This is a genomic window from Pseudomonas sp. 2FG (assembly GCF_005502935.1).
GTDB lineage: Bacteria > Pseudomonadota > Gammaproteobacteria > Pseudomonadales > Pseudomonadaceae > Aquipseudomonas.
Genome location: NZ_SCMP01000007.1, coordinates 113,380 through 130,454, shown reverse-complemented (window position 1 = coordinate 130,454; position 17,075 = coordinate 113,380). Strand labels below are relative to the sequence as shown.

Annotated in this window: 14 protein-coding genes; 6 read left to right on the top strand and 8 right to left on the bottom strand. The window is 62.5% G+C overall.

Going from position 1 to position 17,075, the window contains the following annotated elements:
• The 3 genes from FFS13_RS09410 to FFS13_RS09400 form a co-directional block, all read right to left on the bottom strand.
• Entirely contained in the window at positions 1-2,094 is a 2,094-nt protein-coding gene (locus FFS13_RS09410) for an autotransporter outer membrane beta-barrel domain-containing protein (RefSeq protein WP_218568608.1), read from the bottom strand.
• Positions 2,095-2,913: 819 nt separating this feature from the next.
• A complete protein-coding gene (gene glpD, locus FFS13_RS09405; RefSeq protein WP_137818839.1) occupies positions 2,914-4,452 on the bottom strand; it encodes a glycerol-3-phosphate dehydrogenase in 1,539 nt (512 codons plus the stop codon).
• Positions 4,453-4,589: 137 nt separating this feature from the next.
• Positions 4,590-5,348 (bottom strand): DeoR/GlpR family transcriptional regulator, encoded by a 759-nt coding sequence (locus FFS13_RS09400; protein WP_137818838.1) that lies wholly within the window; start codon positions 5,346-5,348, stop codon positions 4,590-4,592.
• A gap of 96 nt (positions 5,349-5,444) precedes the next feature.
• Here FFS13_RS09400 and ybaK point away from each other — a divergent pair, with 96 nt between their 5' ends.
• Both ybaK and glpK read left to right on the top strand, forming a co-directional pair.
• Complete coding sequence (ybaK, locus tag FFS13_RS09395) at positions 5,445-5,915, top strand: Cys-tRNA(Pro) deacylase (protein WP_137818837.1); 471 nt, start codon at positions 5,445-5,447, stop codon at positions 5,913-5,915.
• A gap of 63 nt (positions 5,916-5,978) precedes the next feature.
• Entirely contained in the window at positions 5,979-7,466 is a 1,488-nt protein-coding gene (gene glpK, locus FFS13_RS09390) for a glycerol kinase GlpK (RefSeq protein WP_137818836.1), read from the top strand.
• 139 nt (positions 7,467-7,605) lie between these two features.
• On the opposite strand, the gene FFS13_RS09385 is transcribed toward glpK, so the two are convergent.
• Together FFS13_RS09385 and FFS13_RS09380 are read right to left on the bottom strand one after the other, a co-directional pair.
• Positions 7,606-8,382: a type IV pili methyl-accepting chemotaxis transducer N-terminal domain-containing protein gene (locus tag FFS13_RS09385; RefSeq protein WP_137818835.1), complete on the bottom strand. Its 777-nt coding sequence runs from the start codon at positions 8,380-8,382 to the stop codon at positions 7,606-7,608.
• Positions 8,383-8,466: 84 nt separating this feature from the next.
• Complete coding sequence (locus FFS13_RS09380) at positions 8,467-9,744, bottom strand: hypothetical protein (protein WP_137818834.1); 1,278 nt, start codon at positions 9,742-9,744, stop codon at positions 8,467-8,469.
• 442 nt (positions 9,745-10,186) lie between these two features.
• On the opposite strand from FFS13_RS09380, the gene FFS13_RS09375 reads away from it, so the two are divergent.
• Entirely contained in the window at positions 10,187-10,969 is a 783-nt protein-coding gene (locus FFS13_RS09375) for a PhzF family phenazine biosynthesis protein (RefSeq protein WP_137818833.1), read from the top strand.
• Positions 10,970-10,979: 10 nt separating this feature from the next.
• On the opposite strand, the gene FFS13_RS09370 is transcribed toward FFS13_RS09375, so the two are convergent.
• On the bottom strand, positions 10,980-12,089 hold the full coding sequence (locus FFS13_RS09370) for an ABC transporter ATP-binding protein (protein ID WP_137818832.1): 1,110 nt from the start codon (positions 12,087-12,089) through the stop codon (positions 10,980-10,982).
• The gene (gene argF / locus FFS13_RS09365) at positions 12,086-13,006 is read right to left on the bottom strand and encodes an ornithine carbamoyltransferase (RefSeq protein WP_137818831.1); all 921 of its coding nucleotides are present in this window, start codon (positions 13,004-13,006) and stop codon (positions 12,086-12,088) included. Before argF ends, FFS13_RS09370 begins: the two co-directional genes overlap by 4 nt.
• Before the next feature lie 517 nt (positions 13,007-13,523).
• Between argF and FFS13_RS09355 the strand changes: the two genes are divergently transcribed.
• A complete protein-coding gene (locus FFS13_RS09355; RefSeq protein WP_137818830.1) occupies positions 13,524-13,754 on the top strand; it encodes a hypothetical protein in 231 nt (76 codons plus the stop codon).
• Between the two features lie 72 nt (positions 13,755-13,826).
• Here FFS13_RS09355 and FFS13_RS09350 read toward each other — a convergent pair whose 3' ends face one another.
• Positions 13,827-14,039, bottom strand: coding sequence for a cold-shock protein (locus FFS13_RS09350; protein WP_108097521.1), 213 nt, complete (start codon positions 14,037-14,039; stop codon positions 13,827-13,829).
• 428 nt (positions 14,040-14,467) lie between these two features.
• Between FFS13_RS09350 and FFS13_RS09345 the strand changes: the two genes are divergently transcribed.
• Both FFS13_RS09345 and grxD read left to right on the top strand, forming a co-directional pair.
• The gene (locus FFS13_RS09345; protein ID WP_137818829.1) at positions 14,468-16,576 is read left to right on the top strand and encodes a molybdopterin oxidoreductase family protein; all 2,109 of its coding nucleotides are present in this window, start codon (positions 14,468-14,470) and stop codon (positions 16,574-16,576) included.
• A 99-nt stretch (positions 16,577-16,675) separates the two neighbouring features.
• On the top strand, positions 16,676-17,002 hold the full coding sequence (gene grxD, locus FFS13_RS09340; protein ID WP_137818828.1) for a Grx4 family monothiol glutaredoxin: 327 nt from the start codon (positions 16,676-16,678) through the stop codon (positions 17,000-17,002).
• The last annotated feature ends 73 nt before the right edge of the window (positions 17,003-17,075 follow it).

The window sequence follows — 17,075 nt, the reverse complement described above, 5'->3', positions numbered from 1 at the left end:
TCAAAAATCGTAGCGGACCCTGGCCTGCACGGTGTCGGCGGAGAAGTCCGCCTTGGTCAGGTAGTCGTAGCTGACGCCGAGGCTGACCGCGCCGAGGTGGTAGGTCAGCCCCAGGCTGGCTTCGTAACTGTCGCGCGCCGGCTTGGCGCCGCTGGTGACGAAGGGCACGCCGCCGACCACGAAGGCGCTGGTGCTGCTGACCCGATCGGCGATGAAGTCGTGATAGGCCATCAGCTTGGCTTCCGGCTCCAGGCTGCCTTGGCCGGCGGCGAAGTCGCCGGCCAGGCGCACGCCGGCACCCAACTCACCCACCTCGAAACGCTGTTCGCCGACGGCCAGCGCGGCCGCCGAGCCCTTCTCGCGGAAGCCGTCGATCAGCACCTTGCTGTAACGCGCCGCTACGCGTGGCTCCAGCAACAGGCCTTGGCCCAGGTCGAAGCCATAGCCGCCGAGCAGGTTGAAGCCCCAGAGGTCGCTGTCGTAATCGCCCTTGGCACGGGTGCCGGCGATATAGCGCTTGCTCTGATTATCGCTCTGGCCATAGGTCAGGCCGGCGTCGACGAACCAGGCACCTTGCTCGAAGCCGCTATAGAGGGTCAGTGCATGGCCTTCGATATCGGTCTTGTTGCCCGTTTGGCTGCGAACGTCGCTGGTCAGGTAGCTGTAGGCCAGGCCGAGGGTAGTCTGCGCATTCAGCTTGCCGTCGGCGCCGACGGCGATGCCCTGGCTGTCGGCGTCATAGCCGGGAATGCCGCTGCGCTCGCCCTGATCCGCGTCGTTGTTCAGCACCTGCACCCAGGCGCCGGTCTCGCTCAGGCCATCGCCGGAGGACAGGCCCTGGCGCAGGCTGGCGCTGCGCCCTTGCAGAACGTTGCCGAGCAGGTTCTGGTTGCTGACGGCGGTCTGGCCGGCGGCGCCGTCCACCTCGGGGGCGAGTTGCTCGGCCAGGCGTACCAGCTCCTCGTCGTTGCTGCCGACAGTGGCCTCGAACAGCGGATCCTCGTTGCTCAGATTGCCCAGGGTAGTGCCGTAGAAGGCTGTAAAGGCGGGCAGCAGATGAGACTGAGCGCCATGTTCGCTCAGATAGTCGCCGACTTGGGCGGTGGACATACCTCTCACCACCGCAGTGATTTGGGTCTCGGTGATCTTGTAGCTCTGTATCTGGAGCAGGTCGGAGAGGCTGGTGACTTGCAGGCCATAGCCATAAGGCGCGGCTTGATCGTCGATCTGTACCGCGGAAACCAGCACATACTCGCGAAGAGGTAAGCCACGGAAGTCTTCCGAGGCGGGCTTCAGGCGAATTTCACTCTGGCCATAGTAACCGAACAGAGCATTACCGCTGACCTCCAGAATGGCGCGGCGGGGATCGGTTTGTGTATGCAGGTTGAGGTCAAGGTTGCTGCGGCCTAATTTCAGGTCACCTTCAAGACGAGTGTGAGGTTGACCTAGTTCGAGTGATGTCACCCAAAGAGTTGGGCTATCAATCAGGTGGCCATTAAACAGGGCCTCGCCAGAGGCGTACATGGCCTGAAGCCCGAGCAGATCGCCGCGGATTTCACCTCCATCGAAGTTCAGTACAACATTTCCGGCGCCTTTAATCGCAGCCTGCCCGCCTTCAATCAGGCCTTCCCACATATCGATGCCGGCCCAGGGGTAGAATCCGTCATAGTTCGCGGGGTTGTTGGCCACTTCGATAGCTATTCCCTCTGCGTGAAGTGTGCCGACGTTGATTAGATGCAGCCCTTGAGTAGCTGACGGGTCTCCAGGGTAGCCGTTGCCTAGCATAATGGCTCGGCTACCCTCGCCCAGTGCGGAGATTTCGCCTTCATTGATCAGGATGGACAGGTTTTTTGGATGGTCGATAAAGACGCCGGCGCTTTCACGGCCACTGGTCTGGATCAGTCCGCGGTTGGTCAGCGATGTGGGGGTGGCTTGCAGACTGCCCTGCGCAATTGAGACACCACGGCTGTAATCACCGCTTGTGCTGATCCGACCGCTTGTCAGATTGCCAATTGCCTCGACTGAGCTGCCACTCTCAAGCGAGATGGCGGTGCTGGACTCGCCGCTGACTTCGATGCTGCCACTGTTCTGCAAATCCCCTGAGACTATTGCTTCAGACAGCGTAATCCCCTTGGCACCCAAGCCATAGGCCTGAATAGTCCCGTTATTGTTCAGGTTTTCTGAAATAAGGGCGGTTGAGGAGAGGCTGATCCCGGCCGCTCTGGTTCCGCTGGCGCTAATGTTCCCTGCGTTGTTCAGGCCCCCAAAAAGAATGCCGCCTCGATCAATGAGCCGTATACCTGCGGCGTTGGTTCCGGTGCTGGCGATACTCCCTGAATTATTCAGGTCGCCGGACAGGAGGATTGCCGCGTTGCCGAGAAAAATTCCGCTAGCGCTCCCGCCGTTCGCATTGATCTGTCCTTCGTTGGTCAGATTGCCTCTCACTATCTCCATCCCCGAGAAAGGACTAAGGATGCCGGAGCCACTCAGGGCTAGGGTTTTCGCCTCTTCGCCGGAGGCGTTCAGATTGGCTTGGTTGGTGATGTCTGAAAAGAAAGAGAAAGGGATTGAGTTCAGATCAATTGCATACCCCTCGCCAGAAGCTAGGCCAGTAATAGTAAGGGGGGCCGAGTAATTGCTGGAGTAGAGCGTGGCCTGCGACCCGGTCAGATTGACGGTGTCGGCCAACAGCGGTTGGGAGGCGGTAATCGCCAGGGCGAGCAAGGTCTTGCGGAAACACGGACGGGCCACGGTCTACTCCTTTAGTCGGCCTTTGGAAGGGGCATAAGGAGCTTCAGACAATCCCGAGAAATGGGTGCATTGGCTCCCTGCCAGGTGCGTATCCTAATGGCTTAACGCTATCACGCAAGCGTTGTGTCCATGACTTTTGTTATATCTCGCCGCTTTCGTTATTCAGGCCGCATGGCCTGGGGGTGTGTTCCGTTGTTTGCTTTTCAGATAGGCCACCAGTCGCGCCTGCTGCCCCGGGGTCATGAACAAGCCCAGCTTGGTTCGCCGCCAGAGAATATCGGCGGCTTCCATGGCCCACTCCTCGCGGCACAGGTAGTCCACTTCACGGGCATAGAGTCCGCCGCCCAGGTGTTCGCCGAGATCGCCGAGGTCGTTTACGCCGTCGAGCAGGTTCCAGACGCGGCTGCCGTAGGTGCTGGCCCAGCGTCGCGCCAGGCTGATGGGCAGCCAGCCGAAGCATTCGCACAGCGCGTCGATCAGCGCACTCAGGCTTTCCAGCTGTTCGCCACCGGGTAGCGGGGCGCTGGCGGTCCAGCTCGGTTGCAGGTTCTTGAAGTACGGCGCGAGTTGCGCCAGGGCCGACTCGGCGAGTTTGCGGTAGGTGGTCAGCTTGCCGCCGAAGACGGACAGCAGCGGTGCCTCGCCTGGATAAGCCGACAACGCCAGGGTGTAGTCACGGGTCACGGCCGAAGGATCATCCGACTCGTCATCGCACAGCGGCCGCACTCCGGCGAAGCTGTGCAGGATGTCGGCACGGCCGAGCTGGTGCTTGAAGTGGGCATTGACCACCTGCAGCAGGTAAGTGGTTTCTTCTTCACTGATCGCGACCCTGGCCGGATCGCCTCGGTATTCGCGGTCAGTGGTGCCGATCAGGGTGAAGCGCTCGAGATAGGGAATGGCGAAGACGATGCGGCGGTCCTCGTTTTGCAGGATATACGCCTGCTCGCCGTCAAACAGGCGCGGCACGATGATATGGCTGCCCTGGATCAGGCGGATGCCATAGGGCGACTTCTGCTGCAAATCATCCTGAATAAAGCGCGCCACCCAAGGGCCGGCGGCATTAACCAGGGCGTGGGCGCGAATCGAATAGAGGCTGCCGTCGGCGCGTTCCAGGTGGATATGCCACAGCCCTTTGCTGCGCCGTGCGCTGACGCAGCGGGTGCGGGTATGCACATGGGCGCCATGCTCCCGCGCGGCCATGGCGTTGAGCACCACCAAGCGGGCATCGTCGACCGCGCAATCGGAGTATTCGAAGCCGCGGCTGATCTCGGCTTTCAGCGGGCTGCCGGCGCCGAAACGCAGGCTACGTGAGCCGGCTAGTTGCTCGCGCTTGCCCAGGTGGTCATAGAGAAACAGACCGGCGCGAATCATCCAGGCCGGACGCAGGTGGGGCCGATGGGGGAGGATGAAGCGCAGGGGTCGGACTATATGCGGCGCCTTGGCCAGTAGCACCTCGCGCTCGGCCAAGGCTTCGCGTACCAGGCGGAACTCGTAGTGCTCGAGGTAGCGCAGGCCGCCATGGATCAGTTTGCTGCTGGCGGACGAGGTGTGTTGGGCGAGATCGTCCTTTTCGCAAAGGAACACCGACAGGCCGCGCCCGGCCGCATCCGCGGCGATGCCCGCGCCATTGATGCCGCCCCCCACTACCGCGAGGTCATAGACTTCGGCAAGCGAGTTGCTGAGGTTGTGGTTTGAGCGCATTGCGAGCCTCTAAAGTCGAAAGCGAACGTTTAAATGTTCATTTTCGAAAATAGTAGTCGAATGCTTCGCCATTGGCCAGCCGCAAGTTCGTTTGCACGCCGAGTGGTTGTTCGTGGGGTTTTACTGGAGGTGAGAGGTCAAACCAGGTGCAGTTGGATCTTCTGCTGCGCCAGCAGCCGGGCCACCGCGGCGGGGGGCGCACTGTCGGTGAAGACCCGATCGACCAGGCCGATAGAACCCAGGCGCACCACCGCATTGCGGCCGAACTTGCTCGAATCGGCGGCGAGGAAGACCTGTCGGGCGTTGTCGATAATCGCCTGGGAGACCCGTACTTCCTGATAGTCGAAGTCCAGCAGGCTGCCGTCTTCATCGATGCCGCTGATGCCCATCAGGGCGAAGTCGACCTTGAACTGCTGGATGAAATCGACCGCGGCCTGACCGACGATGCCGCCATCGCTGCGCACCGTGCCACCGGCGACCAAGACCTCGAAGTCGGCTTTGTCACTGAGCTGGGCGGCGACGTGCAGGTTGTTGGTGATCACCTTCAGTCCGCGGTGATTGAGCAGGGCGCGGGCGATGGCTTCGGTGGTGGTGCCGATGCTGATGAACAGCGAGGCGTGGTCGGGAATCTGTGCGGCGATGGCTTCGGCGATGCGCTGCTTTTCCTCGCGCATCAGCCCGGCGCGCATGGCGTAGGCGGTGTTCTGCGTGCTGGAGGCCTCGCTCGCGGCGCCACCGTGGGTACGCCGCAGTAGGCCTTGTTCGGCCAGTTGATTGATGTCGCGGCGGATGGTTTGCGGAGTCACGGCAAAGGCTTGCGCCAGTTCGTCGATACTGACGTAGCCACGCTCACGGGCCAGGTCGAGAATGCTTTGCTGTCGGGGCGCCAAGTTCATGTAGGCTTCCTTATTTTGCTCGGCATTATAGGCTGTCGGCGCGGCGTTTTTCGGCTAAGGTACGCGAACTTTGTCAGATTATTTTCACATTCGAACATGACCCCTGCCATCGACCTGTTGAAAAAGGCCCGTGCCGAGCACCGGGTCCACAGTTATAGCCATGATCCCAAGGCCGCTTCCTATGGGCTGGAGGCGGCGGAGAAGCTCGGTCTGGAGCCTGCTCGGGTGTTCAAGACCCTGCTCGCAGCGAGCGAGAAGGGCGAGTTGTTGGTCGCGGTGGTGCCGGTCGCCGGCAGCCTGGATCTCAAGGCGCTGGCCCAGGCCGCCGGCGTGAAAAAGGCCGATATGGCTGATCCGGTTGCCGCGCAACGGGCCACCGGTTATCTGCTCGGCGGTATCAGTCCGTTGGGGCAGAAGAAGCGCCTGCGCACCTTTATCGATGAATCTGCCAAGCACCATTCGACTCTCTACGTCAGCGCCGGTCGCCGGGGCCTGGAGGTGGAATTGACTGCGGATGTCCTCGCGCAACAGTGCCACGCTCAGTTCGCCGCCATCGGTCGCGATTAAACCAACGCAAATCGCCGGTTGGAATCACAACAATTACGCCGTCAAAATAATAAGGAAGCCGTGATGCCCCAGTACCTTCTTGCCATCGACCAAGGCACTACCAGCAGTCGGGCGATTGTCTTCAGTGCCCAGGGCTTGCCGGTGGCGCGGGCGCAGCAGGAGTTCAAGCAGTACTTTCCCAAGGACGGCTGGGTCGAGCATGACGGCGAAGACCTTTGGCTGACCACCCTCAAGGTCTGCCGCGAGGCGTTGCAGCAGAGTGGGCTGAACGCCGCTGAAATCGCCGCCATCGGCATCACCAACCAACGGGAAACCACCCTGGTCTGGGATGCCGTCAGCGGTACGCCGATCCATCCGGCCATCGTCTGGCAAGATCGCCGTACCGCCGATTACTGTGCCGAGCTCAAGGCGGCAGGCCATGAGGCGACGGTGGCGGCCAAGACCGGGCTGCTGATCGACCCCTATTTCTCCGCCACCAAGTTGCGTTGGATTCTCGAACAGGTGCCGGGCGCCCGCGAGCGCGCCGAGCGGGGCGAGTTGCGCTTCGGCACCGTCGACAGCTTCCTGCTGTGGCGCCTGACCGGCGGTAAGTCGCACAAAACCGATGCGACCAACGCCTCGCGCACCTTGTTGTTCAATATCCACTCGCAGCAGTGGGACGCCGAGCTGCTCGAACTGTTCGAGATCCCGGCCAGCCTGCTGCCGGAGGTGCTGGATTGCGCGGCGGACTTCGGCAACACCGAGGCGAGCCTGCTCGGCGCCAGCATCCCGGTGCTGGGGATGGCCGGCGACCAACAGGCCGCGCTGATCGGCCAGGCCTGTTTCCAGCCGGGTATGGTGAAAAGCACCTACGGCACCGGCTGCTTCATGATCCAGAACACCGGCGAGCAGCCCGTCACCTCGCAGCACCGTCTGCTCACCACCGTCGGCTATCGCCTGCACGGCAAGGTCACCTACGCGGTGGAGGGCAGCATCTTCGTCGCCGGCGCGGCGGTGCAATGGCTGCGCGATGGGATCAAGCTGATCAGCCATGCGCGCGACACCGAAGCCCTGGCCGAGCAGACCGGCGATGCCTGCGGCGTCTACTTGGTGCCGGCCTTCACCGGGCTCGGTGCGCCGTACTGGGACCCGAAGGCGCGGGGGGCGATCTTCGGCCTGACCCGCGATACCGGGATCAAGGAAATCGTCACCGCCGGCCTGCAGTCGGTTTGTTATCAAACCCGCGACCTGCTCGAAGCCATGCGTCAGGACGGTGCCGCCGCGCCCAGCGCGTTGCGGGTCGATGGCGGCATGGTGGAGAACAACTGGGTCATGCAGTTTCTCGCCGACATCCTCGGCGTGCCGGTGGAGCGCCCGGAAGTGACCGAGACCACCGCGCTGGGTGTGGCGTACTTGGCTGGACTGCAGGCCGGTCTCTATCCCGACCTGGAGGCCATCGCCAGGCACTGGCATCGGCAACAGCGCTTTACCCCGCGAATGGCTGAGGAGCACCGCCGCAAGCTCTACGCCGGCTGGCTGGATGCCGTGCAGCGGGTGCGCAGCGAAGGCTGAAGTGGTTTAGGCACGACGTGCTGGGTAGGCTGGGTAGAGCGCCAGCCTACCGATCGAGATACCGTGGTCCGTTCCCAACCGCATCGGCAATGGTGCGGCTCATATCGCACCCTGCGGGCGCATCAAGAGGCACTGTGGGTTAAGAGCCCGCCTGCATCACCCCCTCATAAGCCTTGGTCAGCTCGTTCATCTGCGACAGCAGGGTCTCGGTGGTGGTGCTGATCACCGTCGGCACGTAGCGAGCGTCCGCCGAGAGGCGAAAGCCGGCGCGGGAGAAGCGCCACTGCGCATCCACCTGTTGCAGGGCCTTGCTGATCGCCGGGGTGTTCTGCTCGGCGCTCTGCAGCTCCTTCAGCGCCACATCGAACTCCTCCACCGCGCGCTGGAATTCCGCATCCAACTGGTTGACCGGCAAGTGCCAGCTCATGGCCAGATAGAGCTTGGCGATGCGCTGGCTGAGCATGCGCTGGCGGCCGCTGCGGTTGACCAGGCGCGCGCCCTGGCTGCCGGTGTGTTTCTCGATCAGTTGCACCACTTTCTCGCTCTGGGCCAGCAGGCGGTCGCTCTGCTCCAGCAGTTGTGGCGCCTGTTGTTTGTCCGGGAGTGACAGCGCCAGTTCGCGGTAGCTGTTCCAGGTCCGCCCGGCGTCGTTCAGGGCGTTGCGAATCTCGTCGGTGGGCGCGTATTGGCTGAGCGCTTGGTAGTTGCTCTCGAACTTGGCCACGCTCTGGTCGAGCTGCTGGATGGCCACCTCGGTGCGGACCTGCGCACCTATCATCAGGTAATTCTTGGCGATGCGTTGGCTGAGCATGCGCTGCATGCCGGACAGGTTCATGGCTTCGGCATCGCTGAGCACGGCCCAGCTCGGCAGGCTGAGCAGGCTCAGGCCGATCAGCAGTAGGAGGCGCTTGAGCATAGGAGTCTCTCCTGAGGGGCGCGGCGGCGCTGTGGCCGCCGCGCAGATTCAACGGCAAGCCCCGGCAGGCCGGGGCGTGGGTCATCAGTAGGTGTATTGCAGTTGCGCCCAGAACTTGTCGGTATCCACGGAGAATTCGTCGGCATCGTAGCTGGCGTATTTGACCAGGCCGACCAGGCCCGGCACGCCCGGGATGGGGTGGCCGTATGAGAGGTCGATCTCGTCGCCGTAGCTGGCGCTGCCCTGCTCGGCGTCGAAGTCGTGGTACCAGGCCTGCAGGCTGCCGCCGAGCAGGGGCGCGGTAAAGCCGACGTAGGCATCCTCGACACCGTCGGCCGGGGTGGTGAGGAACACGTCGGCCCAGCCCTGGAAGATATGCTTGGTCGCCAGCGGGGTCTGGAAGGCGCGGTTGCCTGGCCCCTCGTCGCCGCCGAGCACTTCATAGCCGGCCTTCAGCGCGACGCCCTTGAGCGCGGCGCCCTTGAGCGTGTAGCCCAGCTCGGCCAGGTAGTAGTCGCTGTCCAGTTCCTGCGGGTTGTCGGCATAGTCCTCCTGCTGGGCATACTCGGCGACGACGCTGAAGGCGCCGATGGCACCGTTGGCGCGCAGGCCGTTGGTGCGGCTGGACAGGCTGCCCAGCGCGGCGGCTCCGCTCACAGCGATGTTGTCCAGGCCGAGCAGGTAGCTGTAGCCGGTCAGGGTCAGTTGCGGAGCGCCGCGAAAATCACGCAGGAGCACGTACTGGGCATTGAACAGGTGGCTGTGACCTTCGATATTGGCCGGGTTGGTCTTGTTGTCGTACCGGCCGTTGTCCGGGCCGAAGATGCTGTTGATGTTGTCGATATAGCTGTAGGTCAGAGTCATGCCGGTGATCGGCTTGAGCTGGCCGAGCACGCCGTCGTAGGTCTGCTCGTTCTGCCGCCAGGCCACGCCGCCGACGAAGCGCTGGTTGTCGAGGTTGATGCGTTGACGGCCGGCCACGGCGTTGCCGTACTTGTGGTCATAGCGCAGCAGGGCCTGGTTGACTTCGCTGCCATCCGGGTCGGCGACCACCGAGTAGTCGCTCTGGCCATTGCGCGTGCTGTTGTAGCTGGCGTCGCCGATGCGGCTGACGTTGTCGGCTTCGACCAGGGCGGACAGGCCGTACCACTTGCCGCTCTGGAAGCCGACCCGGGTGCGCAGGGTCTGGGCGTTGGCATGCTTGAGGGCGTTGTCCTGATCGACGTGCTCGTAGCGGTAGCGGGCGTCGAAGATGGGTTTGCCCTGGGTGAACAGGTTGCTGAAATCTTCCTCGGTGGCGGCCTGGGCCAGGGCGGGGCTGGCGATGGCCAGGGACAACAGGGAGAGTCTTATCGAGCGCATGGGTATCTTTCCTAATGGGCCAAAATCGAAAAAAAAACGCCACAGTGCCCAAGGCTCCGAAGGAGGGGGCTACCGTGACGTCGTTGTCGGTTGTGGCAGACACGCCGTTGTGCTGACCGGGGGCTGCCATAGCAGGCGCCATGCCAGTTTTGCTAAGTTGCTGATTTGTTAAGGAATAGTGACGGGTTTCGGGAGTCCTTGGCGGGCCCTGATGCACCGTGAGTGCTCGGCCTGCCTTGAGACAGTGCAGGCCGCGGCAGGCGATGGCAGATCATTCTTTCTGCAGGAGCGGGCCATGCCCGCGAAGCTTTTACGGTGCCCGTTTCGCGGGCATGGCCCGCTCAGGCAGCTGTAGCGCTGGAAAAGATGTCGACTGTATTGGGCGCACCGCCGCTCGGCGAGGCATGCTGAGGTGATCTTTTTCCAGGCAGGGAGCGGGACCATGCACCTCGAATTCCATCAGATCGATGCTTTCAGCGAACGTCCCTTCGGCGGCAACCCGGCGATGGTCTATCGCCTCGACGCCTGGCTCGCCGACGAGCTGATGCAGCGGATCGCCGCCGAGCACAACCTGGCGGAGACCGCCTTTCTGGTTCGAGAAGGCGCCGCCTGGCATATCCGCTGGTTCACGCCAACGGTCGAGGTGCCGCTTTGTGGTCACGCCACCCTGGCCGCCGCCCACGCGCTGTTCGAGTTGTACAAGGAGCCCGGCGAGCGCATCGAGTTCATCTGCAAGTCCGGCGAATTGCGCGTCACCCGGGAAGGCGTTCGGCTGGTGCTGGATTTTCCGGCGCAGGTGCCACAGCCGCTGGGCGAGCCCCAGGAGCTGGCTAAGGCACTGGGTGTTGAGGCGCTGGAGGTGCTGGGCACCGACAAGCTGCTGGTGCTGCTCGACTCGGAACAGGCGGTACGGGCCTGTAAGCCGGACTTCGCGGCCCTGGCCAAACTGCCCTGGCTGGGTGTGATCATCACCGCGGTGGGCGAGCGGCACGATTTCGTCTCGCGCTTCTTCGCCCCGGCCATCGGCATCGACGAAGACCCGGTGACCGGTGCGGCGCATTGCAGCCTGATCCCCTATTGGGCGCAGCGCCTGGGTAAGCAGGAGCTGTCGGCTTACCAGTGCTCGGCGCGCGGCGGCGAGCTGCTCTGTCGGCTGGAGGGCGAGCGGGTGAGGATCGCCGGGCATTCGGTGTTGGTCGCCAGCGGACGGCTCTGGCTGGCTTAAGCGGCCGCGCTCAGGTGGTGGTGCTGTAACGGCGCACGCCGGAATCCGGCAACGCGACCTGTGCGGCCACACTGCCCGGGGCCGGGAATACCACCAGGTGATCGGCGGCGACGCGAATACCGACCTGCTCGCCCGGCTGGTGATCGGCGTGGCTGGGGAAGATCGACTCCAGTTGGCTGCCGGTGGGAAGTTGCAGGCGGTACAGGGTGGCGGCGCCGAGGAAGGTCTTACCGACGATCAAGGCTTTTTGCTCGCTGTCCGGGGCGTAGACAATATCGTCTGGCCGTAGCAGCACATCCACTGCGCTGCCGGGCGGCCAGGTGTAGGCGCGGTTGCCGCGGATCACCCCTAATTCGGTCTGCACCGAGTCGTGACTGAGCAGCTGACCCCGAATGAAATAGCCCTGGCCGATAAAGCTCGCGACAAAGGGTGTCAGGGGTTCGTGGTAGAGGTTGTAGGGCGTGTCCCACTGCTGCAGCCGGCCCTCATGGAAGACCCCGACGTGATCGCTGACGGCGAAGGCTTCTTCCTGATCATGGGTGACCAGGATCGCGCTGGTGCCACGTGCCTTGAGGATGTCGCGCACCTCATGACTGAGGCGTCGGCGCAGCTCGCCATCCAGGTTGGAGAAGGGCTCATCGAGCAGCAGCAGTTGCGGTTCCGGGGCCAGTGCACGGGCCAGGGCCACCCGCTGTTGCTGGCCGCCAGAGAGCTCATGGGGGTAGCGCTTGCTCAGTGCGGACAGCTTGACCAGCTCCAGCAGCTCGGCGGTCACCCGCTCGCGCTCGGGGTGTTTGCGGATGCCGAAGGCGACGTTCTCGGCCACGTTCAGGTGCGGGAACAGTGCATAGTCCTGGAACACCATGCCGATCCGGCGCTTCTCCGGCGCCAGGGTGAAACCGGCGCGCGAGATGACTTGATCGGCCAGCTGAATCTCGCCTTCCAGCACCGGCTCGAAACCGGCGATGGCGCGCAGCGTGGTGGTCTTGCCGCAACCGGAGGGCCCGAGCAGGCAGCCGATATCACCGACGTTCAGGTGCAGGTGCAGGTTTTGCACGACTTTGTGTTCGGGGTAACCACAGGCCAGGTCGCGCAGGCTAAGCAGCAGGGGATGGCTCATGCGTGGTGGTAGGCCGGTTCGACCAGGAACTCCAGCAGCGCCTTCTGCGCGTGCAGGCGGTTCTCGGCCTGATCCCAGGCCACCGAACGTGGGTCATCGAGCAGGTCTTCACTGATTTCCTCGCCGCGGTGGGCCGGCAGGCAGTGCAGAAACAGCACGTCTGCGGCGGCTTGATCGAGTAGGGCGCGGTTCACCTGATAGGGCTTGAACAGCGCCAGACGCTTAGCGGTTTCCTCTTCCTGGCCCATCGAAGTCCACACGTCGGTGCTCACCAGGTGGGCGCCGGCCACGGCTTCACGCGGATCGCGGACGATGGTCACGCGGTCTGCGGCTTGGGCGAGGAACTTGGCATGCGGCTCGTAACCCTCGGGGCAGGCGACGCGTAGCTGGAAGTCGAACTGTTGTGCCGCCTCGATATAGCTGTTGCACACATTGTTGCCGTCGCCGATCCAGGCCACGGTTTTGCCTTGGATCGAGCCGCGTTGCTCGAAGAAGGTCTGCATGTCGGCCAGCAGTTGGCAGGGGTGCAGGTCATCCGACAGGCCGTTGATCACCGGAACCCGCGAATGCGCGGCGAATTCGCTCAGGGTGCTGTGGGCGAAGGTACGGATCATCACCGCATCGAGCATGCGCGACATGACAATGGCGCAGTCGCTGATCGGCTCGCCGCGGCCCAGTTGAGTGTCGCGCGGAGAGAGGAAGATCGCTTGGCCGCCGAGCTGGATCATGCCCGCTTCAAACGACAGGCGGGTGCGGGTCGAGGCTTTCTCGAAGATCATCCCGAGCACGCGATTCTTCAGCGGCTCGAAGAGCACGCCGCGATTACGCAGGGTTTTCAGCTCGATGCCGCGACGAATCAGGCCCAGCAACTCCTGGGGAGTGCAGTCCATTAGCGAGAGAAAGTGCCTTGCGCTCATCATTAACTACCTTTTGTACAGCAGTTGCGCCGGTCGATAAGCCAGGTTTTACCAGAAAAACAGGCGGGACCAGCGGCTGGGGGGCCGCACGGTGCGACGAAATGGGGAAGGCGCGATCTTATAAGGAAATGTCGCGCCATGTCATTAGCGTTCAATAACTGCGTGGTCTGCAGAGGCTAACTAAGGTGCCTCTTGCAACGGTTATCCTTGCGCTTGGTTCCCAGCGTCTGCAATTCAGGCCAATCTGCCCTGAAATTGCGCCTGCCCGCATCGCTGAAGGGGAGCATTTGTACACTGTGGCCCAACGGGTTGGCAATGAAAGCCAGGCGCAGGCCTGTCATCAAGGCCGGTTTTCAGCGGTGTGGCGGGTGGCGCAAGTGGCTGCCGGGGGGCGCGCAGGATACCTTGGGTATAGATATTAGGCCCATCCGTCTGGGAGCTTGGGCTGCTCACGGATACTGCGCATACTCAAAGCCAGAGTCGATCTCTTGTCGGCGAGCCTAGAACAGGAAGTCTTATGAGCCAGCGCACCTTTGCCCATCATCTTGTTTGGAGTGCGGCCAGAATGGTCGGCAAGGAGCCGCAAGCTTTCCTGGCCATCCGCCGCCTGTGGGATGATTCCGACGCGGTCTACCATCGCATCTGCACCGATCAGCACTTCGAGTACAAAATCGATGCCGAGACCGCGGCACTGGCGGAGCTGGCTAAAGTCATCGGCATCGACAAGAGCGATAACCCGGTTTTCTGAGCCCGACGGGCTAACGCCGGGCACAAAAAAGCCCCGCATGATGCGGGGCTTTTTTGATCAGAACTGGGAGTCTTAGACTACCTGAACTTCTTCAGCTTGCATGCCTTTCTGGCCTTTAGCAGCCACGAAAGAAACGGTCTGACCTTCTTTCAGGCTCTTGAAGCCGTCGCTCTGGATTGCTTTGAAGTGTACGAACAGATCAGCGCCGCCATTGCTTGGGGTGATGAAGCCGAAGCCTTTTTCATCGTTGAACCATTTAACGGTGCCAGTTTCGCGATTAGCCATGGTGTTTCTCCTTGAACAGAGTGGGTTGCGGTACAGGCAGTAACCTGTGCCAGTACTGAGTGCAAAGAGTTATCGGATTCGTGTAGATGGTTGGATCGAGATCTAAACACCAAGTTGCGATTCGCGGTACACATGCAGCACAGTGGCCCAAAGATACGCACTTTGCGCGATTAATGCGACTAGCTAGGGCATGGATATTTTGTTTCAGGGGAAAAAGTTGGCTGGAATGGGCTGCTCATGGGGTGTGCTGAGGCGACGGGAAACCCTCGTACCTCGGCGCTATTGACGCTGGACGCAGGGTTAAATCGGTCGGCCTGATGCCTGCCGATTCATAAGGCGAACGCTCCTAGCGAAGTCACTCGCCTGCCGCCATAGTCTTCAATCCACGGCCTGAACGGTCGTCTTGAACAAGAATATGAGGTTAGGCCATGACCAAGACCCTCCACCACCGTGCGTGCCACCTGTGCGAAGCCATCTGCGGTCTGACCATCGAGACCACGACCCTGGAGAGCGGTGGCCAGCAGATTCTCTCGATCAAGGGCGACGCCCAGGACAGCTTCAGCCGCGGCCATATCTGCCCGAAGGCCGTCGCCCTGCAAGACATCCAGAATGACCCCGACCGCCTGCGCCAACCGATGCGCCGCGTCGGTGGCGAATGGCAGGCCATCGAATGGGAAGAGGCGTTCGAGTTGGTCGCCAGCCGTCTCGCCGATATCCAGGCGCGCCATGGGCAGAATGCGGTGGCCACCTACCATGGCAACCCCAGCGTGCATAACTACGGGGTGATGACCCACAGCAACTATTTCCTCGGTTTGCTGAAAACCCGCAGCCGTTTTTCCGCCACCTCGGTGGATCAGTTGCCCCATCATCTGGTTAGCCAGCAGATGTATGGTCATGGTTTCTTGCTGCCGATCTGCGATATCGACCACACCGACTTCATGCTGATCCTAGGCGGCAACCCGCTGGCCTCCAACGGCAGCATCATGACCGTGCCGGATGTGGAGAAGCGCCTGAAGGCGATCAAGGCGCGGGGCGGCAAGATAGTGGTGGTCGACCCACGGCGCAGCGAGACCGCGGCCATCGCCGACCAGCACCTGTTCGTGCGTCCGGGCCAGGACGCGGCGCTGCTCTTTGGCATATTGAACACCCTGTTCGAGGAAGACCTGACCCGTGCCAGCCATCTGCCGGTCGAGGGGCTGGACGAGACGCGCCAGGCCATCGCCGGGTTCACTGCAGAGACCATGAGTGGGCGCTGTGGCGTGCCGGCCGAGCAGATCCGCCAACTGGCCCGCGACTTTGCGGCGGCCGACAAGGCCGTGTGCTATGGCCGCATGGGGGTCTCCACCCAGGCCTTCGGCACGCTCTGTCATTGGCTGATCCAACTGATCAATCTGGTCACCGGCAACCTTGACCGGGTGGGCGGCGCCCTCTGCACCGAACCGGCGTTGGACCTGGTGGCCAGCACCTCTGGCAACAACTTCAATCGCTGGCAGAGCCGTGTCTCCGGCCTTCCGGAGTACGGCAGCGAGCTACCGGTGGCGGCGTTGGCCGAGGAAATGCTGACGCCGGGCGAGGGGCAGATCCGTGCGCTGATCACCGTCGCCGGCAATCCCGTGCTGTCCACGCCCAACGGCCGTCAGTTGGAGCAGGCGCTGGATGGCCTGGAGTTCATGCTCAGCGTCGATCTCTATATTAACGAGACCACCCGCTATGCCGATCTGATCCTGCCGCCCACCGGGCCGCTGGAGCATGACCACTACGACACCACCTTCAACATGTTCGCCGTGCGCAACGTCACCCGCTTCAACGAGCCGGTGCTGGACAAGCCGGTGGGCGCGCTGCACGACTGGGAAATTTTCGTCGGTCTGGCCAAGGCCTTCGCCAGCAAAACCGGTATCGAGTTGAAGCCGACCATGGCGCCGGCGCAGATGATCGATATGGGCCTGCGTCTCGGTCTCTACGGCGACAAGTCCGAGCACCAACTGTCGTTGGCCAAGCTGCGCGAGCATCCCCACGGCATCGATCTGGGGGCGCTCAAGCCCAATCTGGCAGAGCGTTTGAAGACGCCTGGCAAAAAGGTCCAGGCTGCCCCAGCCTTGCTATTGAGCGATTTGCCGCGCTTCGCCGCAGACTCCGTGCCCAAGGCCGATGAGCTGGTGCTGATCGGCCGTCGCCATGTGCGCAGCAACAACTCCTGGATGCATAACTACCATCGCCTGGTGAAGGGCAAGCCGCGCCATCAACTGCTGATGAACCCCGAGGATCTGGCCAAACGCGGTCTGGCCGACGGTCAGCGCGTGCGAGTGCGCTCGCGGGTGGGCGCCATCGAGGTGGAAGTGGCCGCCAGCGAAGAGATGATGCCCGGCGTGGTCAGTTTGCCGCACGGTTGGGGTCATGGCCGGCCGGGGGTGCAGATGGCGATCGCCAGTGCGCAACCGGGGGCCAGTGCGAATGATTTGACCGACGAGCGTCAGCTCGATGCGTTGTCTGGCAATGCCGCCTTGAATGGTGTTCCCGTCGAAGTCGAAGCGGCTTAATCTTCAAGGATGGGAGGCCGAGCCAAGTGCGTGGCTTTCCGTTACAATGCCGCCACCGTGCCGACCCGTGAGTCGGAAAGTCCAGTGCTGAGGTACCCCATGGATATCATCGAAACCATCAAAGAGCAGATCGCTAACAACACCGTTCTGCTGTACATGAAAGGCTCGCCGAATGCCCCACAGTGTGGCTTTTCGTCGAAAGCTGCGCAGGTCGTCATGGCGTGTGGCGAAAAGTTCGCCTATGTCGACATCCTGCAAAACCCGGAAATCCGCGCCAACCTGCCGAAGTACGCCAACTGGCCGACCTTCCCGCAGCTGTGGGTCGGTGGTGAGCTGGTCGGCGGTAGCGACATCATGGCCGAACTGTTCGAGAAGGGGGAGTTGCAAACCCTGATCAAAGCGGCGACGCACAAGGCCGATGCCTGATTCAGAGTGCTGTGCCGGTTGACTCGGTAGAGAAAACCTGAGCAATAAAAAGCCCCGCCAGTGCGGGGCTTTT